Source organism: Streptococcus sp. M143, from assembly GCF_000162495.1.
GTDB lineage: Bacteria > Bacillota > Bacilli > Lactobacillales > Streptococcaceae > Streptococcus > Streptococcus dentisani.
Genome location: NZ_GG730097.1, coordinates 345,570 through 370,525 on the forward strand (window position 1 = coordinate 345,570; position 24,956 = coordinate 370,525).

Below are 24,956 nucleotides of genomic sequence, written 5' to 3' on the forward strand. Positions count from 1 at the left end.
GAAATATTCAGTTTAATATGAGTTTTATTTTTTCTAGTAAATTAACGTTTTCTATCACAACTCTATTGCAGTTAAGCTATAATGTGTGATAATTGTCAACCCTATCTTATTAACATTTTTATGGTCTCGAGAAATCTTATTTCTTGGGACTTTTTCTATTGTTTGAAAGGTTGTGTGTTGATTTTGTTGAACTAGGAGAACAAAAAAGACAAGCTACTTTAAAAAGTAATTTGTCTGTTGTTGGGTCACTTTTTATTGAAACACACGATAAACGTAGGGATTTTCTGGTTTGTCTACTTTTGTGAAACTCTCAACTTCCAGTGTTGGGAGTTTTTGTTTGAGTTCTTTATGGTAGTGGAGAGCGAGAGTTCCTTTGGCAGTAATCCAGGTATTGTCAGGATACTGGCGTGAGTTTCCCTTAGTCAGGAGTCCATATACTCCAGAGTCGGCGATACAGTGGATGATTCCAAAGCGAAAGAGGAACTGGCTATCTTGATGGCTAGGATCGTTATAGACAAAGCCTGTAAACTCGATTTTCTTTCCTTCAAACTCTTGAGGGTAGTCATAGAGAACTTCCATGACCTCCATATAGTTTTCGTCTGTAACCTGAATGGTTGGCTGGGCGAGGTATTTGTCAGCTGTGGTCCTCATTTCCTTTTCATAAGCAGATTTGGAAAAATAGGTACTGGTATCGGGTTTGAAGTATTGACTGGATGTGCCTTCGCTTGCCTGAATAGCTGTGTCGATTCCCTCAGCAAGTGGGAAATGATATCCCTTAGCAGATACGGTTCTCGAGTCCAAACTTACTGTCGGAAAGGCAACTCCAATCAACAGAGGTAGTGACAGTAACAGGATGCTGATTCGTCTAGCTCGACGACTTTCCATATGGCTGTGTGAGTTGATTTTCTTAATCCAGATGTAGAATTGGACCAGGGCCAACAGAAGAGAAAGGACCATGGAGATATAGACTAGATAGGAATAGTGGAGGTTGATGTAGTGACTGAGCTTGCCAGATAGCTTGAGGTAAAGGGTCAGAGCAAAATAACCCAGTAGAATGAAAAATCGAATCATAGCATCACTCCTATCATGTAAGAATAAAGCAAGACAAGCAGAGTCACGATGCCCATAAATTGCCAGATGAAGTTGGCCTTGAGATAGTGTTTCATCATGAGGAGATTTTTGATATCAAGCATGGGGCCAATGACTAGAAAAGCAAGGACTGGTGCTAGGCCAAAGCTCAAGAGGAGAGAAGCACCAATAAAGGCGTCCGCCTCGCTACAAAGAGAGAGGAGAAAGGCAAGAAACATGAGCAAGAGAATCGCAAGGAATGGACTAGCACTGATAGAGGTCAGGATCCGAGTCGGGACATAGACCTGTACGATAGCTGTAAAGAGACAGCCAAAGACTAAATAGCGCCCCATATCGAAAAACTCATCAATAGCTTGTATAAAGACTTGAAAGACTTTTCTAGCAGGAGTCAAGTGTGAAAAGTCATGTTCATGACAAGCAATAGGATTCTCTTTTTGAATGGATTCTTTCCAGAAAAATCCTAGGAAAATCCCTAGAACCAAAGCGACTAAAATCGCTCCCAGGGCTCGAAAGATGGTAATTTTTAAGGAATTGCCAAAGGCAGAATAGGTAGCGAAAAGAACGATAGGATTGATGATGGGAGCAGTCACCAGAAAGGGAACGGCCGTGTAGCTGGGGACTTTCTTTTCCAAAAAACGATTGATAATCGAGACGATTCCACATTCACAAGAGGGAAAGAGAAAGCCAATGAAGGTACCAAAAAAAATCCTCCCCCAACGATTGCGAGGGAGAAATTCAGTGACTTTATCTGGTGTGATATAGACTTCGATCCAGCCTGAAATGAGACTCCCAATCAGAACAAAAGGCAGAGCCTCGATGATAATGGAGAGAAAAATAGCTCCCGCTTGTAATGCACTAGGAGGAAGTGATTGGAAAAAAGTCATCTATTTTTTCTTCTCAACTTTTTCTTTTTTATCTTTGTCATCTGGAAAAGTGACCTGTGTTAAGTCAGGAAGTTTGGCAAATTCTTCAAACATTTTGTCCAAGTCATCAGTTTTTGTAAATTTAACAGCCATGGGCCTACCTCTTTTCTAAATTCTACCTCTATTATACTATTATTTTGCGGAAAAGGGATTATTTTTATTTTGATAATCAAAGAGGTAAAAACAGGTAAGGTGAAACAAGCTTTGTTCCTTATGGTATAATAGGTTTATGGATAAAAAATATGAAAAAATCTCCCAAGATTTGGGTGTAACGTTAAAGCAAATCGATACCGTTCTAAGTTTGACTGCCGAAGGGGCGACGATTCCCTTTATCGCGCGTTATCGAAAGGATATGACTGGTAGTTTGGATGAGGTGGCGATTAAGGCCATTATAGACTTGGATAAAAGCCTGACTAATCTCAATGACCGCAAGGAAGCTGTCTTGGCTAAGATTCAAGAACAAGGCAAGCTAACAAAGGAATTGGAAGAAGCTATCTTAGCTGCCGAAAAACTAGCAGATGTAGAAGAACTGTATCTTCCATACAAGGAAAAGCGTCGGACCAAGGCAACCATTGCCCGTGAAGCTGGACTCTTCCCTCTTGCGCGCTTGATTTTGCAGAATGTAGCTGACTTAGAGAAAGAGGCTGAGAAGTTTGTCTGTGAAGGATTTGCGACTGGTCAAGAAACTTTGGCTGGTGCAGTTGCTATCTTGGTAGAAGCCTTATCCGAAGATGTCAATCTACGTGCTATGACCTATCAGGAGGTGCTGAGACATTCTAAAATCACTTCGCAGGTCAAGGATGAAAGTCTTGATGAAAAACAAGTTTTTCAGATTTATTACGATTTTTCAGAGACAGTTGGCAACATGCAGGGCTATCGTACCTTAGCACTCAATCGTGGGGAAAAATTAGGCATCTTGAAGGTTGGTTTTGAACATGCGACGGATCGTATCCTAGCTTTCTTTGCTGCTCGTTTCAAGGTGAAAAACGCCTATATTGATGAAGTTATCCAGCAATCTGTTAAGAAAAAAGTCTTGCCTGCTATTGAGCGACGCATTCGGACAGAATTGACTGAGAAGGCAGAAGAAGGAGCTATCCAACTCTTTTCTGACAACCTGCGAAATCTCCTCTTGGTTGCTCCGCTGAAAGGGCGCGTGGTTTTAGGGTTTGACCCTGCCTTTCGTACAGGTGCCAAGCTAGCTGTCGTTGATGCGACGGGGAAAATGCTAACGACCCAAGTCATCTATCCTGTTAAACCAGCATCATCTCGTCAGATTGAAGAAGCCAAGAGAGACTTAGCCGACCTGATCGGTCAGTACAGTGTGGAAATCATTGCCATTGGTAATGGAACGGCCAGTCGCGAAAGTGAGGCCTTTGTGGCGGAAGTTCTTAAAGATTTTCCAGAAGTCAGCTATGTTATCGTCAATGAGAGCGGTGCTTCTGTCTACTCTGCCAGCGAACTTGCGCGTCAGGAATTTCCAGAATTAACCGTTGAAAAACGCTCTGCTATCTCTATCGCCCGTCGTTTGCAAGATCCCCTCGCTGAATTGGTTAAAATTGATCCTAAGTCAATCGGTGTCGGTCAATACCAACACGATGTCAGTCAAAAGAAACTGTCTGAGAGTTTGGACTTTGTCGTCGATACGGTGGTCAACCAAGTCGGTGTCAATGTTAACACAGCCAGCCCAGCTCTTCTTTCCCACGTAGCTGGACTCAATAAAACCATCTCTGAAAATATCGTCAAATACCGTGAAGAAGAAGGAAAAATCACTTCACGCGCTCAAATCAAGAAGGTTCCTCGTCTAGGTGCCAAAGCCTTTGAGCAGGCTGCTGGTTTCCTCCGTATCCCTGAAAGTAGCAATATTCTTGATAATACTGGAGTTCACCCAGAAAACTATGCTGCCGTTAAGGAACTCTTCAAACGTTTGGATATCAAGGACTTAAATGAAGAAGCACAAAATAAGCTTAAGTCACTTTCTGTCAAGGAAATGGCGCAAGAACTAGACCTTGGACCAGAAACCCTTAAAGATATTATTTCAGACCTTCTCAAACCAGGTCGAGATTTCCGTGACTCTTTTGATGCTCCAGTTCTCCGTCAAGATGTTCTGGATATCAAGGATCTCGTTATCGGCCAGAAGCTGGAAGGAGTGGTGCGGAATGTCGTTGACTTCGGTGCCTTCGTTGATATCGGGATTCACGAGGATGGCTTGATTCATATTTCCCATATGAGTCGTAAATTTATCAAACATCCCAGCCAAGTGGTGTCAGTCGGAGATTTGGTAACGGTTTGGGTTAAGAAAATCGATACTGAACGTGAAAAAGTCAATCTGTCGCTCCTGGCTCCAGATGAAACTGACTGAGTACGTTCAGTCTGTTTCCCTCGAAGATTTTGGTAGACCTTTTACACACCATGCCAAGTGGAATTCTCGTCTGCGAACGACAGGTGGGCGATTTTTCCCCAAGGATGGGCATTTGGACTTTAATCCCAAGGTTTATCAGGAACTAGGTTTGGAAGTCTTTCGCAAGATTGTGCGCCATGAACTCTGTCACTATCACCTTTATTTTCAGAAAAAGGGGTATCAGCATAAGGACCGAGATTTTAAGGAACTTTTGAAAGAAGTGGATGGACTGCGCTTTGTACCACCTTTGAAAGCACAAACTAAAATCCCCTACCTAGTCTATCAGTGCCAATCCTGCCAGCAATGCTATCAACGCAAGAGGAAGATTGACACGAAACGCTATCGCTGTGGCGTCTGCCATGGTAAACTCGTCATCTTAAATCGGCCTAAGGACTGATGTTTGTGCCCCTGTTTCATGCTATACTAGTTGTAAGAATACCGAAAGAGGAAACAATCATGAATACAAAATTTTATAAAATGAGACGAAATCGTATGGTGTCGGGAGTCTTAGCTGGTCTATCAGACAAGTGGAATTTTGATGTAACCTTAGTTCGCTTTCTCTTCGCCATTTTTACCATATCAAATTTTGGGATTGGCGTGATTATTTACATCATCCTCGCCTCTATCCTGCCAACTAAGGAAGAAATCGAAGCCGAAATGTACGGAACAGGACCACGAAAACGCAAGGAAGCCCAAGCCATTGAAGACAATGATGGCTGGTTTTGGTGAGATTTAACAGGGAAAATTTATTATTTGCACTATGTTACTTAAAAGAAGTAGCATAAATGACTGAAAATCCCTTGTGGTTATTTAGCCACAAGGGATTTTGATATTTAAGTATATTCTTTTCCATCTTGAGAGAGATGAATTACCTGATCAGCCATTTTCCAAATACTAGGATTGTGAGTTGCGATGATAATTGTTCTATTAGCATTACGAAGTTCAAGGAGAATTTCCATAATTTCCTTGGAATTTTTGGGGTCTAGCGAGGCGGTAGGCTCATCAGCTAGAATTAAGGGAGGGTCTTTCAGGATAATCTTAGCAAGTGCTACGCGTTGAGCTTCACCACCAGATAATTCATAGATGTTTTGGTTGAGACTTAGATAATCCAGTCTGACAGCTTGCAGTGCTTGAAGAAGAAGTCTCTCTTTCTCTTGTTTTTTGTTTTTCTTTTTACCAATCAGTCCCAGCTCAAGGTTTTCTCGAATGGTCTGACTTTCTAATAGTCCGAAGTTCTGGAAGAGATAACCTAGCTCGTTACGATAGAATTCCTCATTTTTTAGTGAAGTCAAAGACTTTCCTTTGTAAACTATTTCTCCTTTGTCGAAAGTCTCTAGTTTTGCAAGCATATTGAGCAAAGTGGTTTTTCCACAACCACTGTCTCCTATCAAAGCATACACCATACCACTTTGAAAATTCAGATTCAAGTCTGAAAAAATAATACGAGAACCAAATTGTTTCCAAATATGTTGTAATTCAATCATACTATCCTCCTTTGATAATGCTAACATAGGTTTTGCTTTCCTTCTTATCAAAGATCTTCAATAGAAGAACGGCTAAACTTAAAAAGCTGAAAAATAGGATCAGGGTAATCCAGATATTCTTAGAAATAATGAAAGCTAGACCACTTCCGAGAAAGAGAGCTATTATTTGAGAAGTGATATATCTACTGTGTAATTCAAAGAAATAATAGCCTGCTATTTTTTTCAAGAATATGGTTTTGCGAAAGGCTTCAAAATAGAGCAGATTTAAACTTGTAAACAGCAAAATTGAAGTCAAAATAGCAAACATAGAACTCGCTAAGTTACTAAAAATTTCGATTTTAATTTTTTGATTTAACTGGAGATAGGTTTCCCTAGCAGGCGATAGCCTTGAGACCATATGATCAAGTTGATAGTGTTTCAAAAGTTCTTGTGTTTGGTGGAGGTCTGTAAAATAGAGATATTCTAGATTTGTAAACCAGAAGATGGAGGAAGCCTTGCCAAGTACTTTAGGAGAAAGCACAAGAAAGATGGGATTTGATAACCATTGATCATAAGCGATATGGCTGGTATTATAGAGAAATACATCATTTTTTTGATTGGTATAAGCTATACTAACTTCGACAGTTTGATTAGACTTGCTACTGTATAATCGGTTGGTTAACTCTTGTTGCAAGGTTGATTTTATATCTTTTTCATTTTTTTGTAGTTCTTCTGGGAGTATGGCAAGAATCTGTCCATCTTTGAGGGTGTTGATTTTTTGAAAGGTTTCTGATGATAAGTCCATATCTTCCTTTTGGAAGTAGCTGGGCGTGACGTAGAGAATATTTTTTCCTTCCACACCATAAGGGTTATTTTCAGTTTCATTATGATTTGAGGTAGCTTGCTCAACTAGATTATGTTTAATAAGGAAGGCATTCTCATTATCTATAGCATGCTGAATAAAGTCAAACCATTTATCAGCATTTGTCTGCAGTTCATCTAAATTTTTCATCTGACTGGAACGCCCTGTGTGAAGAGTAATAACATTGGAGCGTTGTTCCCAAGTAGCTTGTCCAGCCTCATTTTTCTCAAGGATATGATAGTAAGTAGACATTCGTCCAAATCCTACAATAACCAGTAGAATGGCAAGTACCTGACCAAAGTAGAGAATGCGTAGAATTGACTTGATTGGTAATTTTCCTTTGATGATAGAGATGAGATGGACTTTTTTTAAAGAAATGGTAAAAAGAAAGGCAATTAGAAGACTAAGTAAGAGAAGTAGGCTATTGTAAAGAATAAAAAGTATTCCTAGAAAAGTCTGAACTTCATAAGGATATCCCAAGGAAATGAGCAAGATACATGCTATCAGCAAAGCAGGTAGACCAAAAAGAAGGATATCAAGTCCGTCTCTTGCGAGAGAACGAAAGAAGAGATAGCTCAGCCGCTCTCCAGAAATCAATCGAATCCCTGACTGAGAAAGAGATTGAATCTGACCGATAACAATTAAAGCTAAGAAAGTCAGCAAAAAGATTAACATACTGATGAGCTGATCAGGTTGGGTAAAGATGGCCAGTACGAAGGATACTCTGTCATTTTCAAATGCATTCGCTTTTTCTAGTCCAAGTTCTTTCAGATGAGTAGCCAATTCTTGACTAGTTAGGGATCCGCTGATAATATTGTAGTTGTTGAGAAGATCGCTCTTGTGAATGCTTTCTTGACTTGCTGGAGGCATCCAGTCTGGGAGTTGCCCATCTCCAAAAGCTTCGTAGAGAGTTCTTGATTTTCCATCACTATCCACTTCCCAAATAGTTCTTGCGATGAGACTATTATGTTTCCTAGCAAGGCTGTCTAATTCTTGTTTGAGGGTAGTATAATCGACTTGACCACTGAGTACAGCCACACCTGGAAATAGGCGTTGAGGAAGAGCTTCTTTCCAAAAGGACAGAGTGGCAATGAGGAAGAAAGTTAAAAGAAGATTGCTGATGAAGAGAAAAACACGTTTCATAGGAACCTCTTTCTAAAAAAGAGGGAGCTGAACCTCCCTCCTTATAGCAGTGATACGAATGATAGTTTAGCACCTTTAAAAATAATTAGCAGAAAGCCAATTCTTTTACAAGATGTTAAGGAAAGCCTTTTCATAACTTAATTTTACTATTTTTTTAAGAATAAAACAAGCAATGACAGGACTTCTTATAGTAGCCATTTTCAAAAAAATTCCTCAATCTTACAAAAATGTAAGATTAAAGTCTCTTTTGTAAGGTTAGGTTATGGCAAGCCGTCTTTTTTTGCGATAAACTAGACTCATAAAGAACAAAGGAGTAAAACCATGAAAAGAATCTTACAAAAGAAAAGAAGAAAACCAAGTCAAAAAGATATCGAGCGTGTTCAACTGGGGTGCGCTATGATGCAAGCACAGTTTCAATTAATGGGATATTAAGAAGGAGAAAATCATGACACTTTTAGATGTAAAACACGTTCAAAAAATCTACAAAACACGCTTCCAAGGCAACCAAGTAGAGGCTCTCAAGAACATTCACTTTACCGTAGAGAAGGGTGATTATGTTGCCATCATGGGAGAGTCTGGTTCTGGGAAATCAACCCTGCTCAACATCCTAGCTATGCTGGATAAACCAACTCGCGGGCAGGTTTACCTAAACGGAACAGATACAGCAACCATTAAAAATTCTCAGGCTTCTAGCTTCCGTCGTGAGAAGTTGGGCTTTGTCTTCCAAGATTTTAACTTGCTAGATACCCTGTCTGTTAAGGACAATATCTTGCTTCCGCTAGTTTTATCACGAAAACCCATCACGGAGATGATGAAGAAATTGGTAGTGACAGCTGAAAATTTGGGTATCAACCAATTGCAAGAGAAGTACCCTTACGAGATCTCTGGTGGTCAAAAACAGCGGGTAGCAGTAGCACGCGCCATCATCACAGAACCTGAAATTCTCCTTGCGGATGAGCCAACTGGGGCACTTGACTCCAAGTCATCTGCAGCTCTTCTGGATGTTTTTGATGAAATCAATGAACGCGGGCAAACCATTCTCATGGTAACCCACTCAACAGCTGCAGCCAGCAGGGCCAAGCGTGTTCTCTTTATCAAGGACGGGATCCTCTACAACCAAATCTACCGTGGAGACAAGACCGAACGTCAGATGTTCCAAGAAATCTCTGATACCTTGACTGTCATGGCAAGCGAGGTGAACTAGTATGTTTCGATTGACCAATAAGTTAGCGGTTTCGAACTTAATCAAAAACCGCAAACTCTACTATCCCTTTGCCCTTGCAGTTCTCTTAGCAGTGACCATCACCTATCTCTTTTACTCTTTGTCACTTAATCCTAATATTGGCAAGATCCGAGGGGGAGAAACTATCTCTATGATCCTCGCTCTCGGTATGGTGGTTGTTACCATCGCTTCTGGAATTATTGTCCTCTATGCCAATAGTTTTGTCATGAAGAACCGCTCCAAGGAGCTGGGTGTATATGGTATGCTGGGTCTTGAAAAGCGCCATTTGATCAGTATGGTTTTTAAGGAGCTTCTTATTTTTGGTTCCTTAACGCTGACAGCTGGTCTCGGCCTAGGAGCTCTCTTTGATAAGCTAATCTTTGCCCTTCTTCTGAAGTTGATGAAAATGAAGGTGGAGCTCGTTTCGACCTTCCAACCAATAGTTTTTATCCTAGTTCTTATCGTTTTTGGCGCTATTTTCCTAGGTTTGATTTTTATCAATGCCTTTCGTATCGCACGCATGAATGCCCTTCAGCTCTCTCGTGAAAAAGCCAGTGGTGAGAAAAAAGGACGATTCTTAGGTTTCCAAACCATTCTAGGTCTAATCAGTCTAGTAGCTGGTTACTACCTAGCAATAACAGTCGAAAACCCACTTTCTGCTGTTCTGATTTTCTTCGTAGCAGTCTTGTTGGTAATCTTTGGTACCTATCTCTTGTTTAATGCAGGGATCACAGTTTTTCTACAAATATTGAAGAAAAATAAGCGTTACTATTACCAACCTAATAACATGATTTCCGTATCCAATCTCATTTTCCGCATGAAGAAAAATGCGGTTGGTCTAGCGACGATTGCTATTCTCTCAACTATGGTCTTGGTGACTATGTCTGCTACAACGAGCGTCTTCAAGGCTTCAGAGACTTTCAAGAAAGTCATGAATCCGCATGATTTTGGGATTACAGGGCAAAATGTTGAAAAAGAAGACATCGAAAAACTCTTGAGCCAGTATGCTAGCGATAAGGGATTAACTGTAACAAAGAAAGAAGTCCTTACATACAGTAACTTTGGTGTGGCAAATCAAGAAGGTACGAAATTGACAATTTTTGAGAAAGGTCAAAATCGCGTTCAACCGAAAACTATTTTTATGGTCTTTGACCAAAAAGACTATGAGAATATGACGGGGCAAAAACTTGCACTTTCAGGTAAGGAAGTCGGATTGTTTACTAAAAACAAAGAACTTCAAGGACAGAAAGAACTGACTCTAAATGACCAGACCTATACAATAAAGGAAGAAATAAAAAAAGATTTTATTCTTGAACATGTCCCAAATCAGTACAATATTCTAACTTCGGACTATAACTATCTGGTTGTTCCTGACTTGAAAGCCTTTCTTGACCAGTATCCTAATTCTTCCATCTTTAATCAATACTATGGTGGTATGAACGTAACGGCTAGCGAGGAAGAGCAGCTTAAAATTGCAGATGACTATTCAAAATTCGTCAACAACTTTAATAGAGAATTAAACAAAGAAGGAAGCTATGTTTACGGAAGTAATCTGGCTGATAGCAGTGCGCAGGTGAGTGCTCTCTTTGGTGGAGTTTTCTTTATCGGTATTTTCCTCTCTATCATCTTTATGGTGGGAACTGTTCTTGTCATCTACTACAAACAAATCTCTGAAGGCTATGAAGACCGTGAACGCTTCATCATTTTGCAAAAAGTCGGTCTCGATCAAAAGCAAATCAAGCAAACCATTAATAAACAGGTCCTAACTGTTTTCTTCCTCCCATTGCTCTTTGCTTTCCTACACCTTGCTTTTGCCTATCATATGCTTAGCCTCATCCTAAAAGTCATTGGGGTACTAGATGCGACCATGATGTTGACTGTCACTTTGTCGATTTGTGCGATCTTCCTCATCGTCTATGTTTTAATCTTTATGATTACCTCAAGAAGCTATCGCAAGATTGTGCAAATGTAAAAAAGATACCTCGATGCTGGTCGAGGTATTTCTTTTATCTTAGATACTAAAGAGTTGTCCTAAGAGGAAGGTTACTCCCATGGTGAGAAGTCCGATACAGAGGTTGCGGATCATAGCTGTTTTCGTAGGAGCCTTGCCTAGTTTAGCACTGGTATAGCCGGTAATAAGAAGGGAAAGGGCTACGATAAGAACAGTTGCTGGAATACGATAGTCACTTGGAAAGACGGTGATGGAAAGCATAGGAGGAAGACTTCCCAGTACAAAGGCGATAAAGCTAGAGATAGCAGCATGCCAAGGGTTGGTAAACTCTTCGTACTCGATTCCATACTTTTCTTCTACCAAGGCTTTGAGGGGATTTTTTAAAAAGGCCTTGTTGGTCAAGAGTTGGGCGGACGTTTCACACTCACCATTTTGTAGGTAAGCTGCGTAGAGGGATTGTTTTGCAGATTCGATGTCCTTATCCAAGAGCAACTGTTCTCTGGCAACAGCGGCTTCTTCCGTGTCTTTCTGAGTGGATACAGAGACATATTCGCCACCTGCCATTGAAAAAGCACCAGCGAGGATAGCGGCTAGTCCAGATAAAAAGATTATCCAGATATTGCTCGTCGCACTGGCAACTCCGATAACCACCCCAGCGATGGAAATAATTCCATCATTGGCACCGAGAACACCCGCGCGCAGGATATTGAGTCGGCCTGCAAAGTTTGCATCAATTTCATGTTTTATTTCTGTCATAGTCATCTCCTTTCTCTCCATTATAGAGAAAAGAGAAGGGGAATACAAACTTTTTAAACTATCTGAAAAAAGTTCTACGATTCTAATTTTTAGGCCCTCTCTAATTTTACTGGAAAATGCTACTTCAAATTCTCAAATATTAAATTTTCTGATAATTTATTAAAAAATTAAGGAAAGGATGTTATAATGGAACGTAAAATAAATTCAGGTCTTCTGAACCAATAGGAGTATACAATGAAAAAACTAGGTTTTGTCCTTTTATCTTCAGCTTTGCTATTGACAGCATGTGCAGTCCGTTTTGAAAAATCAACCGATACAAATGATTCCTCTAAGGTGACAGCTTTATCAGATGATAAACAAAAATTACTTGATAAGGCAACCGCAGATTATAAGACTTTTGTTCAAGGACAAATTGATAAGCTTTTAACGGATACAGAAGGATTTGTCCAGCTTTTAAAAAACGGAAAATTGGAGGAAGCCAAGAAAGCTTATCCACTTGTTCGTATGGCTTATGAACGTTCAGAACCAATCGCTGAGAGTTTTGGTGAATCTGATGTTAAGATTGACTTTCGTCTAGCAGACTATGTGGATGAAAATAAGACTGAGGAAGGTTGGTCTGGTTTCCACCGTATCGAACGAATCCTCTGGGAAGAAAACACAACTAAAGGAACTGAAAGTTATGGGGAACAATTAGTCAACGATATCAAAGAGTTGAAGGCTAAGGTAGCGACTGTTGAAGTCGATCACAAGATTATGTTGACAGGGGCAGTTGACTTGCTTAATGAAGTAGCGACAAGCAAGATTACAGGTGAAGAAGAAATTTATTCTCATACTGATTTGTACGACTTCCGCGCTAATATCGAGGGAGCTGAAAAGATATTCCAACTCTTTAAACCTTTACTAGAAAAATCAGATGCTGACCTAGTTAAAGAATTAGAAGCTGATTTCAAATCTGTTAATAGCTTGTTGGACAAACATATGACAGACAAGGAGCACTACAAACTCTATACAGACTTAACAAAAGAAGACACCAAAGAATTGGCTGAAGCCGTGACGAAACTTGGTGAACCTCTATCACAAATGGGCAAATTTCTTGATGGAGAATAAGCAGTATGACTAAGAAAGACGAAAATTTTTTTGAGAAAAAAATGGACCGTCGAGAATTTCTAAAAAAAGCGGGTATTGGAGGTGCTGGACTAGCACTAGGTCTCTCCGGTGCCTCCGCTTTTTTAGCACCTAGGTTAGACAAGCAAGAAAAAATCTCGTACGGTAATGAAAAGATTGACTTTTATGGGAAACACCAAGCGGGTATCACGACCCCTATGCAGAAGAATATTTATTTTGTTGTTCTAGATTTGCATACGACAGATAAAGATAAGATTATCCAGTTGTTCAAGGATTGGACGGATTATAGTGCCAAGTTGGTCGAGGGGGAATTGGTTAAAAAAGATGGTCAGAATGCTCTCTTGCCACCTAGTGACACTGGAGAAACCGTGGGGCTAAATCCTCATCGTTTAACGCTGACTTTTGGTGTGTCTGCTAGTTTCCTGAAAAAGATGAAATTAGAGCAAAAACGTCCTCAACTTTTTAGGGATTTTCCACCCTTTCCAAAGGAGCAACTGCGTGAAAAATATACTGGGGGTGATATTGTTATCCAAGCCTGTGCAGATGACGAGCAAGTTGCTTTTCATGCTATTCGCAACCTCATTCGTAAAGGGAGAAATGCAGTGACCCTCCGTTGGAGCCAATCTGGCTTTGCTGCTATTGGGGATCGTATGGAGACACCACGCAACCTTTTTGGTTTCAAAGATGGAACAGCCAATGTGACCAAAGAAAAGGATTTTGATCGTGTTGTCTGGGCCGACAGCAAGGACTGGATGGAAAATGGTTCCTATATGGCCGTTCGTCGCATCCAGATGTTTCTCGATACCTGGGACCGAACCAATCTTGAAGAGCAAGAAAATACCTTTGGTCGTTATAAGGAAAGTGGCGCCCCTTTTGGGAAGAAGAATGAGTTTGATGAAGTGGATTTGAGTCTTTTACCAGATGATTCGCATGTTCGATTAGCCAAAGAAGTAGAGAAGCCACTCTTACGACGATCTTATTCATACTCGGATGGAATTGATGATAAGACTGGACAATTTGACACAGGTTTACTCTTTATCTCTTTCCAAAAGGATCCAGATCATTTTGTCAAGGTTCAAACCAACCTCGGAGCTACAGACAAGATGAATGAGTATGTAACCCACATCGGTAGCGGTCTTTTTGCCTGCTTTGGTGGAGTAGAGAAAGGAGGCTATATTGGTCAGAAATTATTGGAAGATTAACATTTGTTTCTTGGCTTTGTCTTTTCTCTTGTTAACTATTTCTCCTGTTAGTGCGAAGGAAAGTCTGAGTTCTTATTTTGTAAAGATTACGGATGCCTCTCAGGCTGTAAAAAATGGAAATCAGGCAGAAGCCAAGGCCCTAGTTAGAGAAATGGCGACGGATTTTGAAAAAGTAGAACATGCTGATTCAGATGCTGGAAAGGTTGTTAAGGAAAAACTTGCTCTGTCAGGGGAGATTAGTGAAGAAAATCTGACACAAATCTCTTCTGCCCTTCTAGCTTTTGAAAAAGAACAAAATCCAATAGATCTGAATGCGGAGAAGGAAAAACTTGTCAGTCGCTTAAGACCACGTTTTGAGACTTTGGATAAGGCAATTTCTTCAAAAGATATAGAGCAAGTCCGAGAAGCCTATAAAAAGATGAATTCCACTTGGACCATCAATGAAAGTGTGGTTCGTGACAATAGTACGGCCCATTATGGACGTGTTGAAACAGCTATCTCCTTCTTGCGTAGTAGCATAGAAACTGAGCCTACTGATTTTAACTCCATCCAGACTTCCTTTGAGGACTTAAAAAAGGCTATTGATGATTTTGTAACTGGAAAAGAAGTCGCAGAAGCATCTTCTGATTTAAGTCTCAAAGACGGTATTGCCCTGTTGAAGAAGGCTTTGGAACAATTTCAAGCTGGTGACCAAGCATCAGGAGCAGCTAGTATGAAGGAATTCATCACTATCTGGCCAACAGTTGAAGGAACCGTTAGAACAACCAATCCTTCCCTCTACACCCGAGTCGAAAGCGAAAGTCCTGTAATCATGGTCAAGGGAAGTGAGAAGGAATATCAAGAAAAATTAGAAAAACTGATTGTGGATTTATCTCAAATTGATACGACTGCAAGCTACAATGCTTTTGATGCCATGCTCATTCTCTTACGTGAAGGAGTAGAGGCCCTCTTAATCGTCATGGCCCTGGTCACAACTTTAAAAGCAGCCAAGATGCGCAAAGGACTCAAGTGGGTATATGGTGGAGCCCTAACAGGTATCGTTGCGAGTCTAGTGATTGCATTTATACTACAAATTGCCTTTCCTGCAGTAACATCAGGGGCCAATCGAGAAATCATCGAAGGAGCTGTTGGTATTTTCGCAGTCGTTATGATGATTTTGATTGGTATCTGGCTTCACAGTAAATCCTCGGTCAAAAAATGGAATGATTTTATGGATAATCAAATGAAAACTGTGACCAAGGCAGGTTCATTCATTTCCATGTTTGCTCTTAGTTTTCTAGCTGTTTTCCGTGAAGGGGCAGAGACCATTCTATTTTACGTAGGGATTTTACCGAGAATATCTCGTTTTGAGTTTATCCTAGGTATTTCTCTAGCTTTGTTAGTCTTGCTGATTATTGCATTTCTGATGAACAAGGCGAGTCAATTCTTCCTACCTCATAAGGTTTTCTTCCTACTAACGTGGATGATCTATGCTCTTGCCTTCAAGATGCTTGGAGTTAGTGTGCATGCTCTGCAGCTGACAAATATGGCACCCAATCACCTGCTATCAAGTTTTCCAACTATCGACCTCTTGGGCATCTATCCAAGTTGGGAAGGTTTAGGAAGTCAGCTAGTCTTTTTGATAATTGTTTTGGTTGTCACATTGAGACAGGGTGAAAAGTAGATGGATACAAAAGAATTGACAATCGTTGAACATCTGGTAGAATTTAGAAAGAGATTCATTGCTGTTATAGCCTGCTTTTCTATAGTTTTCTGCGGAGCTTTATTGTTTGCTGATCAGCTTTATTACTATCTGACTTAGTCCTTTAATCAAAAGTTGATTGTATTAGGTCCAAATGACATTCTGTGGATTTATTTTCGCTTGGCGAGTCTGATGTCCTTTACCATTACGCTACCTTTTACAGTCTATCAAATTTGGAGTTTTATCAAACCAGGATTGAAAGCAGAAGAAGCAAGAGCAATCTTTGCCTATATTCCAGCTAGTTTTATTTGCTTTCTACTTGGTCTGGCATTTGGATTCTACTTTGTGACACCAGCCTTACTTCAAGTGCTTTTAGGACTTGGGGAAGGATTATTTGAAACTCAATTAACAGCGCAGAACTACTTAGCCTTTGTTTTTCAAACAACCCTACCCTTGGGTTTCATCTTTGAATTGCCTGTCATCATCGCTTTTTTAACGTCGATTGGCTTGATTGGACCAGGGTTCTTAGTTACCTATCGCCGTTATGCATACTTTATTTTATTGGTACTAGCTGTTATTTTGACACCAGCTGATTTTATTAGCGATCTAGCCATGACAATTCCTTTAATCTCGCTCTATGAGCTTAGTATTGCAATTAGCAAGAGTATTGTAAAGAAAAAAATGAAAGGAGAAAAGAATGGGAATCTTACGTGATATCGGTGCTCCAGGATTGATTATCATCGTTCTAGGTGCACTCTTAATCTTTGGACCAAAACGTTTACCAGAACTTGGTGAATCAATCGGTAAAATGCTGTCTGAGTTTAAAAAGGCAGTTAAAGGAGCTGGTGAGCAAGATCAGGAAAAGTAATCTATTCCATAATCATAAATAAAAACAAGAAAGTTAGGAACTGTAGCTGTCTAGGCCTAGGTGAACAGTTTCCTAGCTTTTTATTGTATTCTTAAAAATAATTTTAAGTTTTCTTTAAGGTTTGTATTATACTCTAAAGGATTCTATATTAACCGAATGTTAAGTAAAAAATATAGAGGGAAATCTAATTTTATTTCTCAAATTTAAATAGATAGTTTTCTGTCTTTTCTTCATGATAGAGGCAGATTGTGATATAATAGATGATAATGAGTTTTTTAGAATAAACTAAAGGAGAATATATATGATCTATGCAGGAATCCTAGCCGGAGGAACTGGCACACGCATGGGAATCAGTAATTTACCAAAGCAATTCTTAGAATTGGGTGATCGTCCTATTTTGATCCACACAATCGAAAAATTTGTCTTGGAGCCAAGTATTGAAAAAATTGTAGTTGGAGTTCATGGAGATTGGGTTTCACACGCTGAGGACCTGGTTGACAAGTATCTTTCTCTCCACAAGGATCGCATCATCATTACCAAAGGTGGTGCTGATCGTAATAGCAGTATTGAGAAGATTATTGAAGCCATTGATGCCTACCGTCCAATTGCTCCAGAAGATATCGTGATTACGCATGACTCTGTTCGTCCTTTTATCACACTTCGCATGATTCAGGACAATATCAAACTGGCTCAAAATCATGATGCAGTTGACACAGTAGTAGAAGCAGTTGATACCATTGTTGAAAGTACTAATGGCCAATTTATCACGGATATTCCAAATCGTGCTCACCTCTATCAGGGTCAAACACCTCAAACCTTCCGCTGCAAGGATTTCATGGATTTGTATGGTTCCCTATCTGATCAAGAAAAGGAAATCCTGACGGATGCATGTAAGATTTTTGTTATCAAAGGGAAAGACGTTGCCCTAGCTAAAGGTGAATATTCGAACCTTAAAATCACAACTGTAACAGACTTGAAAATCGCGAAAAGCATGATTGAGAAAGACTAAGGCTATGATTAATCAAATTTATCAACTGACTAAACCAAAGTTTATCAATGTAAAATACCAAGAAGAGGACATTGATCAGGAGAATCATATCCTTATTCGTCCAAATTATATGGCGGTTTGTCATGCAGACCAACGTTACTATCAAGGAAAACGTGATCCAAAGATATTGGCTAAAAAACTTCCTATGGCTATGATTCACGAGTCTTGTGGAACTGTTATTTCTGATCCAACTGGGACTTACGAAGTCGGCCAAAAGGTCGTCATGATTCCAAATCAACCGCCTATGCAGAGTGACAAGGAGTTCTACGAAAACTACATGACAGGAACCTACTTCCTATCTAGTGGTTATGATGGCTTTATGCGAGAATTTGTCTCTCTTCCAAAAGATCGTGTTGTGTCTTATAATGACATTGAGGACACAGTTGCAGCCATTACCGAGTTTGTGAGTGTTGGTATGCATGCTATGGATCGTTTCTTGAATCTTGCCCACAGCAAGCGAGAGCGCATTGCTGTTATCGGAGATGGTAGTTTGGCCTTTGTGGTTGCCAATATTATCAATTACACTCTACCAGAAGCAGAGATTATCGTGATTGGCCGTCATTGGGAAAAATTGGAGCTTTTCTCTTTTGCAAAAGAGTGCTACATCACGGATAATATTCCAGAAGATTTGACCTTTGATCATGGATTTGAGTGTTGCGGTGGTGATGGTACAGGTCCAGCTATCAATGACTTGATTCGTTATATTCACCCACAAGGAACGATCCTCATGATGGGAGTCAGCGAATACAAGGTCAATATCAATACACGAGATGCCCTAGAAAAAGGCTTGCTCTTGGTTGGTTCATCTCGCTCAGGACGGATTGATTTTGAGAAGGCCATCCAGATGATGGAAGTTAGGAAGTTTGCGAATCGTTTGAAAAATATTCTTTATATTGAAGAACCAGTGAGAGAAATCAAGGACATTCACCGTGTCTTTGCTACAGACCTAAATACTGCTTTTAAAACAGTATTTAAGTGGGAAGTGTAGGAGATGGAGGCTATTGTGGAGAAAATCATCAAAGAAAAAATTTCTTCTTTGCTATCTGAAGAAGAGGAAGTCCTCAGTGTTGAACAACTGGGTGGCATGACCAACCAAAACTACTTGGTTAAAACAACCTCCAAGCCTTATATCGTTAAATTTTTCGGAAAAGGGACTGAAAAGCTCATCAATCGTCAAGATGAAAAATATAATCTTGAATTGTTGAAAGATTTGAATCTTGATGTCAAGAATTATCTTTTTGATATTGAGTCAGGAATCAAGGTAAATGAGTACATTGATTCTGCCACAACGCTTGATTCCACTTCAATCAAGACCAAATTTGAAAAGATTGCCCCGATTCTACAGACCATTCATGCATCAGGTAAAGAACTAAGAGGGGAATTTGCTCCGTTTGAAGAAATCAAAAAATACGAATCCTTGATTGAGGGGAATATCCCTTACGCCAACTATGAAGCCGTGAGAAAAGAAGTATTTTCACTAGAGAAAAGATTGGCTGACTTAGGTATTGACAAAAAGTCTTGTCATATCGACTTGGTACCAGAAAATTTCATCGAGTCACCCCAAGGACGCATGTATTTGATTGACTGGGAATACTCTTCTATGAATGACCCAATGTGGGATTTGGCAGCTCTCTTTTTGGAGTCTGAATTTACAAATCAGGAAGAAGAAGATTTTCTAACCTACTATGAGAGTGACAAAACTCCAGTATCACGTGAGAAGATTCGTATCTATAAAATCTTGCAAGATACTATCTGGAGTTTGTGGACAGTGTACAAAGAAGCTCAAGGGGCTGATTTTGGAGATTATGGTATCAATCGTTACCAAAGAGCTGTCGAAGGTTTGACTTATTATGGAGGTTAGGATGAAGAATAAAAATGGTGTCTCTTTCGGTCTGCTCTCGGGTATCTTCTGGGGACTAGGTCTGACAATTAGTTCTTATATCTTTTCAATTTTTACCAATCTTTCCCCCTTTGTGGTGGCGGCTGCTCATGATTTCTTGAGTATCTTTATCTTGTTAGCTTTTCTTTTGGTAAAAGAAGGAAAAGTTCGACTCTCGATTTTTCTAAATATTCGAAATGTCAGTGTTATTATCGGAGCCTTGCTAGCTGGTCCCATTGGCATGCAGGCCAATCTTTATGCGGTTAAGTATATCGGTAGTTCTCTAGCTTCATCCGTATCAGCTATCTACCCAGCAGTTTCTGTTTTACTAGCATTTTTCATTTTGAAACACAAGGTATCTAAAAATACTGTGTTTGGTATTTTGTTGATTATCGCAGGTATTATTGCCCAGACTTACAAAGTTGAGCAGGTTAATTCTTTTTATATCGGAATTCTTTGTGCATTAGTTTGTGCCATCGCTTGGGGAAGTGAGAGTGTTCTTAGTTCCTACGCCATGGAAAGTGACTTAAGTGAAATTGAAGCACTATTAATCCGCCAAGTAACCTCATTCTTGTCATATCTTGTCATTGTCCTCTTTTCTCATCATTCATTTGCAGAAGTAGCAGATGGACAATTGCTGGGTTTGATGTTAGTCTTTGCAGCATGTAATATGATTTCTTACTTAGCTTACTATATTGCTATCAATCGTCTGCAGCCAGCAAAAGCAACTGGTTTGAACGTAAGCTATGTCGTTTGGACAGTATTGTTCTCAGCAATGCTTTTAGGAACACCACTCGATATGGTGACCATTATTACATCGCTTGTTGTCATGGCTGGTGTTTATATCATTATTAAAGAATAAAGGAGAATAGCGTGAAAGCAATTATCTTGGCAGCGGGGTTGGGAACTCGTCTGCGTCCTATGACTGAAAATACCCCCAAAGCCTTGGTTAAGGTCAACCAAAAACCTTTGGTAGAATACCAAATCGAGTTTTTGAAAGAGAGAGGAATTGATGAGATTATTATCGTTGTTGGCTACCTCAAAGAACAATTTGACTACCTAAAAGAAAAATATGGTGTTCGTTTAGTCTTCAACGACAAGTATGCTGATTACAACAACTTTTACTCACTTTACCTTGTAAAAGAAGATTTAGCTAACAGCTATGTGATTGATGCGGATAATTATCTTTTCAAAAATATGTTTAGAAATAATCTTGAACGTTCTACCTATTTCAGTGTTTATCGTGAAGACTGTGAGAATGAATGGTTCTTGGTTTATGGTGATGACTATAAAGTTCAAGACATCATCGTTGATAGCAAGGCTGGTCGTATTCTGAGTGGCGTATCATTCTGGGATGCTCCAACTGCAGAAAAGATTGTTGGTTTTATTGACAAAGCCTATGCGAGCGGCGAATTTGTTGATCTTTACTGGGACAACATGGTTAAAGATAATATCAAAGAATTAGATGTGTATGTCGAAGAATTAGAAGGCAACAGCATCTATGAAATCGATAGTGTTAAGGACTATCAAAAGCTAGAAGAAATTTTATCTTCCATTAACTAAATAACATTAGAATTAGTAACAAAAAGACCCATTTTGGTCTTTTTTTGTTTGAAATGCACGAAAATAGAATTTAAAAAGATTGTTTGATAATGATTGTAATTAATTAACAAAACACAATCAACAAAAAAGAAACAAAATAAAACAAAAAGTATTGACAACGATTTCATATAGTGTTATACTTATAACGTAAAAGTTAATTGAAAGAAGGGAAACTGTTATGGGATTAGATCATTTCTTTGACAAAGACCTCGTGTTTTGCTTAGAAGCGGATAATCAAGAACAACTCTTTGATCAGGTAGCAACCTTATTGGAAGAACGAGAAATCGTGACTCCAACTTATCGTGAAGCCTTGATCACGCGTGAAAAGTCATTTCCTACTGGCTTAGATATGGAATTTCTGGGAAAGGACTTGCCAAATGTAGCGATTCCTCATACAGATATTGTTCATAATCTGGCTGAGAAAGTGGTGGTTGTTCGATTAGAAAAACCAGTAACTTTTCACAATATGATTGCTCCTGATAAGGAAGTGGAAGTATCTCTACTCTTCTTTATCATTAACAATTCAAGTTCGAGTCAAACCAACATTCTTGCTCAGTTGATGGACTTCTTTACAGGAAATGGTCACCTAGAAGATTTATCAAATATTTCTGAACCAGAAGCCTTGTATGCCTATATCTCTGAAGCAACAGCTTAAATCGTACATTATAAAAAATAAATCGGAGGAAATCCAAATGATCAAAATTCTCGCTGCCTGCGGTGCAGGTGTTAACTCAAGTCACCAAATTAAAAGTGCTCTTGAAGAAGAGCTTTCAAATCGTGGTTACGATGTTCACTGTGATGCAGTTATGGTAAAAGATGTGAATGAAGACCTTATGAAAGGCTACGATATCTTTACACCAATCGCTGCAACAGATCTTGGCTTTGAACCAGGTATTCCAGTTATCGAAGCTGGGCCAATCTTGTTCCGTATTCCAGCAATGAGCGCTCCAGTATTTGACAATATTGAGGCAGCTATCAAAGAACACGGACTAAGCTAATTGTTATTTTGTAAGATTCCATAAAAATAAAGGGAGGAACTATTATGGATGTCATTATCGAACTAGCCAATAAGATTTTCAAGCCAGTCTTGGAAATGGGTGGTCCTATCATCATGCTGATCATCTTGACAGTATTGGCTCTACTTTTTGGAGTGAAATTCTCCAAAGCGCTTGAAGGTGGTATCAAACTTGCCATCGCCCTTACTGGTATCGGTGCTATCATCGGTATGCTCAACGGAGCTTTCTCAGCATCACTTGCGAAATTCGTTGAAAACACAGGTATTCAGTTGAACATCACTGACGTTGGTTGGGCACCACTTGCAACCATCACTTGGGGATCTGCTTGGACACTTTACTTCCTGCTTGTAATGTTGATTGTCAACGTTGTGATGCTTGCAATGAAGAAAACGGACACACTTGACGTCGATATCTTTGATATCTGGCACTTGTCAATCACTGGTCTTTTGATCAAATGGTATGCAGACAACAATGGTGTTAGCCAAGGAGTTTCACTTTTCATCGCAACTGCAGCAGTTGTCCTGGTAGGTGTTTTGAAAATCATCAACTCTGACTTGATGAAACCAACATTCGACGACCTTCTTAATGCACCAAGTTCATCACCAATGACTTCAACTCACATGAACTACATGATGAACCCAGTTATCATGGTTTTGGATAAGATCTTCGATAAAGTATTGCCAGGTCTTGATAAATATGACTTTGATGCTGCAAAATTGAACAAGAAAATCGGTTTCTGGGGATCTAAATTCTTCATTGGTTTCATTCTTGGTATCGTTATTGGTTTGATGGGAACTCCACACCCAGTTGCTGGTGTAGAAGGAGCCGATAAATGGGAACTTGTTATTAAAGGTTGGTTGAGTCTTGGTTTGACTGCCGGTGTCAGTTTGGAGCTCTTCTCACTTATCGGATCTTGGTTCATTGCAGCCGTAGAACCACTTTCACAAGGTATTACAAACGTTGCTACTAAACGTCTTCAAGGACGTAAATTCAACATCGGTCTTGACTGGCCTTTCATCGCTGGTCGTGCTGAAATCTGGGCTTGTGCCAACGTACTTGCTCCAATCATGCTAGTAGAAGCAGTGCTTCTTTCAAACGTCGGAAATGGTATCTTGCCACTTGCAGGTATCATCGCTATGGGTGTGACTCCAGCTCTCTTGGTTGTTACACGTGGTAAATTGCTCCGTATGATCATCTTCGGAACACTTTTGTTGCCACTCTTCCTTCTTTCAGGTACTCTTATCGCTCCATTTGCAACTGAACTTGCGAAAGGTGTAGGTGCCTTTCCAGAAGGTGTGAGCCAAACTCAATTGATCACTCACTCAACTCTTGAAGGACCAATCGAAAAACTATTTGGTTGGGCAATCGGTAATGCTACAACAGGTGATATCAAAGCAATCCTTGGTGCAGCAGCCTTCCTTGTATTCTATGTAGGTATCTTTGCTTGGTATAGAAAACAAATGATCAAACGTAACGAAGAATACGCAGCAAATGCTAAATAATTCGCTCCTATAAAATGTAAATTGTAAAAACTAGGTTGTCAATTTCCGACATTGGGAGTGACAACCTAGTTTTTTATATAAAAATCTAAAAATAGTTGGAGAACATTATGGTAATTGAAATCAAATCAGACCAGTTAACGGTCCAGTTTAAAACCTTAGGTGGCGCCTTGTCGTCGCTCAAGGATCGAGAAGGCATTGAGTATCTGTGGCAAGGAGATGCCACCTATTGGAGTGGGCAAGCTCCAGTACTTTTTCCAATCTGTGGCTCTTTAAGAGAAGATACAGCCTTCTATAGCCACGAAGATGGAACGGAGACGAAAGGAACCATTCCTCGTCATGGTTTGGTCCGTAAAAAAGAATTTGAATTAGTTGATCAAACAGAAAACAGTGTGACCTTTGCTATCGAAGATGATGAGAATACTTATCAAAACTATCCTTATCATTTCCGCCTAGAAATCACTTATATTCTTACTGGCAAGACAGTACGAACTCAATACAAAATATTTAATAAAGAAACGAATAAAGTAATGCCATTCTTTATAGGAGGACATCCAGGATTTAATTGTCCTCTACTCGATGATGACGTCTATGAAGATTACTATTTAGAGTTTGAGAAAGAAGAGACTTGCTCTGTTCCACGTCCTTTCCCAGAAACAGGTATGTTGGATTTTCAAGATAGAAGTCCATGGTTAGATTCACAAAAGGAAGTGGGCCTCAGTTACGATCTGTTTAGTGTTGATGCAGTGACTTTGGATAAGTTGCAATCCAGAACAATTGCCCTTCGTTCTCGTAAGCATGAGAAGGGATTAAAAGTACACTTCCAAGAGTTCTCAAATCTCATCATTTGGTCTACCCTAAATAAAGGTCCTTTCATTGCGTTTGAACCATGGTCTGGCTTGTCAACGTCCCTTGAAGAAGGAGATCATTTAGAAGATAAGAAAAACGTTCGTCTCTTGGAACCTGGTCAAGTAGACCAAATTGGCTTTGATATTGAAATATTCTAGATAAAAAAACCACAAAAACAAACATTTACTGTTGACTTTTTCTGTAAATAGGAGTATATTATGTTTGTAAACAACAAATGATGTTTGTAACAAACAAACAATCGCTTGTTATATTCTCTTTCTCAGAGAAAGTTTGTTTCTAGGAAATTGGTTTCCTGGACTTGGATATGGTGTTATTCATCTCATTCAATCAAATTTGTCAATAAACTGCTAGAAAGTCTT

Annotated in this window: 24 protein-coding genes and 1 pseudogene; 19 read left to right on the forward strand and 6 right to left on the reverse strand. The window is 39.6% G+C overall.

Going from position 1 to position 24,956, the window contains the following annotated elements:
- Positions 1-252: 252 nt before the first annotated feature.
- The 3 genes from HMPREF0850_RS08345 to HMPREF0850_RS13225 are packed head-to-tail and all read right to left on the reverse strand — an operon-like array spanning position 253 to position 2,105.
- A complete protein-coding gene (locus HMPREF0850_RS08345) occupies positions 253-1,071 on the reverse strand; it encodes a TIGR03943 family putative permease subunit (protein ID WP_000617739.1) in 819 nt (272 codons plus the stop codon).
- Positions 1,068-1,973, reverse strand: a complete 906-nt coding sequence (locus HMPREF0850_RS08350) for a permease (protein ID WP_000142573.1) — start codon at positions 1,971-1,973, stop codon at positions 1,068-1,070. Before HMPREF0850_RS08350 ends, HMPREF0850_RS08345 begins: the two co-directional genes overlap by 4 nt.
- Positions 1,974-2,105, reverse strand: coding sequence for an SPJ_0845 family protein (locus tag HMPREF0850_RS13225; protein WP_000268696.1), 132 nt, complete (start codon positions 2,103-2,105; stop codon positions 1,974-1,976).
- Positions 2,106-2,241: 136 nt separating this feature from the next.
- Between HMPREF0850_RS13225 and HMPREF0850_RS08360 the strand changes: the two genes are divergently transcribed.
- The 3 genes from HMPREF0850_RS08360 to HMPREF0850_RS08370 are packed head-to-tail and all read left to right on the forward strand — an operon-like array spanning position 2,242 to position 5,139.
- Positions 2,242-4,371 carry a Tex family protein gene (locus HMPREF0850_RS08360; protein WP_000359120.1) on the forward strand — a complete coding sequence of 710 codons (2,130 nt, stop codon included), beginning with the start codon at positions 2,242-2,244 and terminating at the stop codon, positions 4,369-4,371.
- Positions 4,358-4,807, forward strand: a complete 450-nt coding sequence (locus HMPREF0850_RS08365) for a SprT family protein (RefSeq protein ID WP_000778610.1) — start codon at positions 4,358-4,360, stop codon at positions 4,805-4,807. The genes HMPREF0850_RS08360 and HMPREF0850_RS08365 overlap by 14 nt, the downstream gene beginning before the upstream one ends.
- A gap of 59 nt (positions 4,808-4,866) precedes the next feature.
- Positions 4,867-5,139 (forward strand): PspC domain-containing protein, encoded by a 273-nt coding sequence (locus tag HMPREF0850_RS08370; protein ID WP_001092792.1) that lies wholly within the window; start codon positions 4,867-4,869, stop codon positions 5,137-5,139.
- Positions 5,140-5,243: 104 nt separating this feature from the next.
- Here HMPREF0850_RS08370 and HMPREF0850_RS08375 read toward each other — a convergent pair whose 3' ends face one another.
- Together HMPREF0850_RS08375 and HMPREF0850_RS08380 are read right to left on the reverse strand one after the other, a co-directional pair.
- A complete protein-coding gene (locus HMPREF0850_RS08375) occupies positions 5,244-5,894 on the reverse strand; it encodes an ABC transporter ATP-binding protein (protein ID WP_000571615.1) in 651 nt (216 codons plus the stop codon).
- Between the two features lies 1 nt (position 5,895).
- A complete protein-coding gene (locus HMPREF0850_RS08380; RefSeq protein WP_000832037.1) occupies positions 5,896-7,878 on the reverse strand; it encodes a DUF1430 domain-containing protein in 1,983 nt (660 codons plus the stop codon).
- A gap of 445 nt (positions 7,879-8,323) precedes the next feature.
- On the opposite strand from HMPREF0850_RS08380, the gene HMPREF0850_RS08385 reads away from it, so the two are divergent.
- Together HMPREF0850_RS08385 and HMPREF0850_RS08390 are read left to right on the forward strand one after the other, a co-directional pair.
- Positions 8,324-9,082 (forward strand): ABC transporter ATP-binding protein, encoded by a 759-nt coding sequence (locus tag HMPREF0850_RS08385; RefSeq protein ID WP_000173378.1) that lies wholly within the window; start codon positions 8,324-8,326, stop codon positions 9,080-9,082.
- Position 9,083: 1 nt separating this feature from the next.
- Complete coding sequence (locus HMPREF0850_RS08390; RefSeq protein WP_000489338.1) at positions 9,084-11,072, forward strand: ABC transporter permease; 1,989 nt, start codon at positions 9,084-9,086, stop codon at positions 11,070-11,072.
- 39 nt (positions 11,073-11,111) lie between these two features.
- Here the strand turns inward: HMPREF0850_RS08390 and HMPREF0850_RS08395 are convergent, their stop codons facing one another.
- A complete protein-coding gene (locus HMPREF0850_RS08395) occupies positions 11,112-11,807 on the reverse strand; it encodes a VIT1/CCC1 transporter family protein (protein ID WP_000136039.1) in 696 nt (231 codons plus the stop codon).
- A gap of 234 nt (positions 11,808-12,041) precedes the next feature.
- On the opposite strand from HMPREF0850_RS08395, the gene efeO reads away from it, so the two are divergent.
- The 14 genes and pseudogenes from efeO to HMPREF0850_RS12815 all read left to right on the forward strand — a co-directional run bounded on the left by efeO (position 12,042) and on the right by HMPREF0850_RS12815 (position 24,734).
- A complete protein-coding gene (gene efeO, locus HMPREF0850_RS08400) occupies positions 12,042-12,914 on the forward strand; it encodes an iron uptake system protein EfeO (RefSeq protein ID WP_000732986.1) in 873 nt (290 codons plus the stop codon).
- A 5-nt stretch (positions 12,915-12,919) separates the two neighbouring features.
- On the forward strand, positions 12,920-14,134 hold the full coding sequence (gene efeB, locus HMPREF0850_RS08405; protein WP_000161919.1) for an iron uptake transporter deferrochelatase/peroxidase subunit: 1,215 nt from the start codon (positions 12,920-12,922) through the stop codon (positions 14,132-14,134).
- The gene (locus HMPREF0850_RS08410; protein ID WP_000252110.1) at positions 14,109-15,797 is read left to right on the forward strand and encodes an FTR1 family iron permease; all 1,689 of its coding nucleotides are present in this window, start codon (positions 14,109-14,111) and stop codon (positions 15,795-15,797) included. Before efeB ends, HMPREF0850_RS08410 begins: the two co-directional genes overlap by 26 nt.
- Positions 15,798-16,529, forward strand: a pseudogene (gene tatC / locus HMPREF0850_RS08415) (twin-arginine translocase subunit TatC).
- A complete protein-coding gene (locus HMPREF0850_RS08420; RefSeq protein WP_000512110.1) occupies positions 16,513-16,683 on the forward strand; it encodes a twin-arginine translocase TatA/TatE family subunit in 171 nt (56 codons plus the stop codon). Before tatC ends, HMPREF0850_RS08420 begins: the two are co-directional and overlap by 17 nt.
- Before the next feature lie 301 nt (positions 16,684-16,984).
- Positions 16,985-17,692, forward strand: coding sequence for an IspD/TarI family cytidylyltransferase (locus tag HMPREF0850_RS08425; RefSeq protein WP_000638509.1), 708 nt, complete (start codon positions 16,985-16,987; stop codon positions 17,690-17,692).
- 4 nt (positions 17,693-17,696) lie between these two features.
- Entirely contained in the window at positions 17,697-18,719 is a 1,023-nt protein-coding gene (locus HMPREF0850_RS08430; RefSeq protein WP_000609903.1) for a ribitol-5-phosphate dehydrogenase, read from the forward strand.
- A 15-nt stretch (positions 18,720-18,734) separates the two neighbouring features.
- Positions 18,735-19,592 (forward strand): phosphotransferase family protein, encoded by an 858-nt coding sequence (locus HMPREF0850_RS08435; protein ID WP_025168389.1) that lies wholly within the window; start codon positions 18,735-18,737, stop codon positions 19,590-19,592.
- 1 nt (position 19,593) lies between these two features.
- Complete coding sequence (locus HMPREF0850_RS08440) at positions 19,594-20,472, forward strand: DMT family transporter (protein ID WP_000791845.1); 879 nt, start codon at positions 19,594-19,596, stop codon at positions 20,470-20,472.
- A gap of 11 nt (positions 20,473-20,483) precedes the next feature.
- Entirely contained in the window at positions 20,484-21,173 is a 690-nt protein-coding gene (locus tag HMPREF0850_RS08445; protein WP_000643953.1) for a sugar phosphate nucleotidyltransferase, read from the forward strand.
- A 217-nt stretch (positions 21,174-21,390) separates the two neighbouring features.
- Positions 21,391-21,867 (forward strand): PTS sugar transporter subunit IIA, encoded by a 477-nt coding sequence (locus HMPREF0850_RS08450; protein WP_000521967.1) that lies wholly within the window; start codon positions 21,391-21,393, stop codon positions 21,865-21,867.
- A 37-nt stretch (positions 21,868-21,904) separates the two neighbouring features.
- The gene (locus tag HMPREF0850_RS08455; RefSeq protein WP_000590563.1) at positions 21,905-22,210 is read left to right on the forward strand and encodes a PTS sugar transporter subunit IIB; all 306 of its coding nucleotides are present in this window, start codon (positions 21,905-21,907) and stop codon (positions 22,208-22,210) included.
- Positions 22,211-22,254: 44 nt separating this feature from the next.
- Positions 22,255-23,730 carry a PTS galactitol transporter subunit IIC gene (locus HMPREF0850_RS08460; RefSeq protein WP_000382511.1) on the forward strand — a complete coding sequence of 492 codons (1,476 nt, stop codon included), beginning with the start codon at positions 22,255-22,257 and terminating at the stop codon, positions 23,728-23,730.
- 107 nt (positions 23,731-23,837) lie between these two features.
- Positions 23,838-24,734, forward strand: a complete 897-nt coding sequence (locus HMPREF0850_RS12815) for an aldose 1-epimerase family protein (protein ID WP_000234161.1) — start codon at positions 23,838-23,840, stop codon at positions 24,732-24,734.
- Positions 24,735-24,956: the final 222 nt, after the last annotated feature.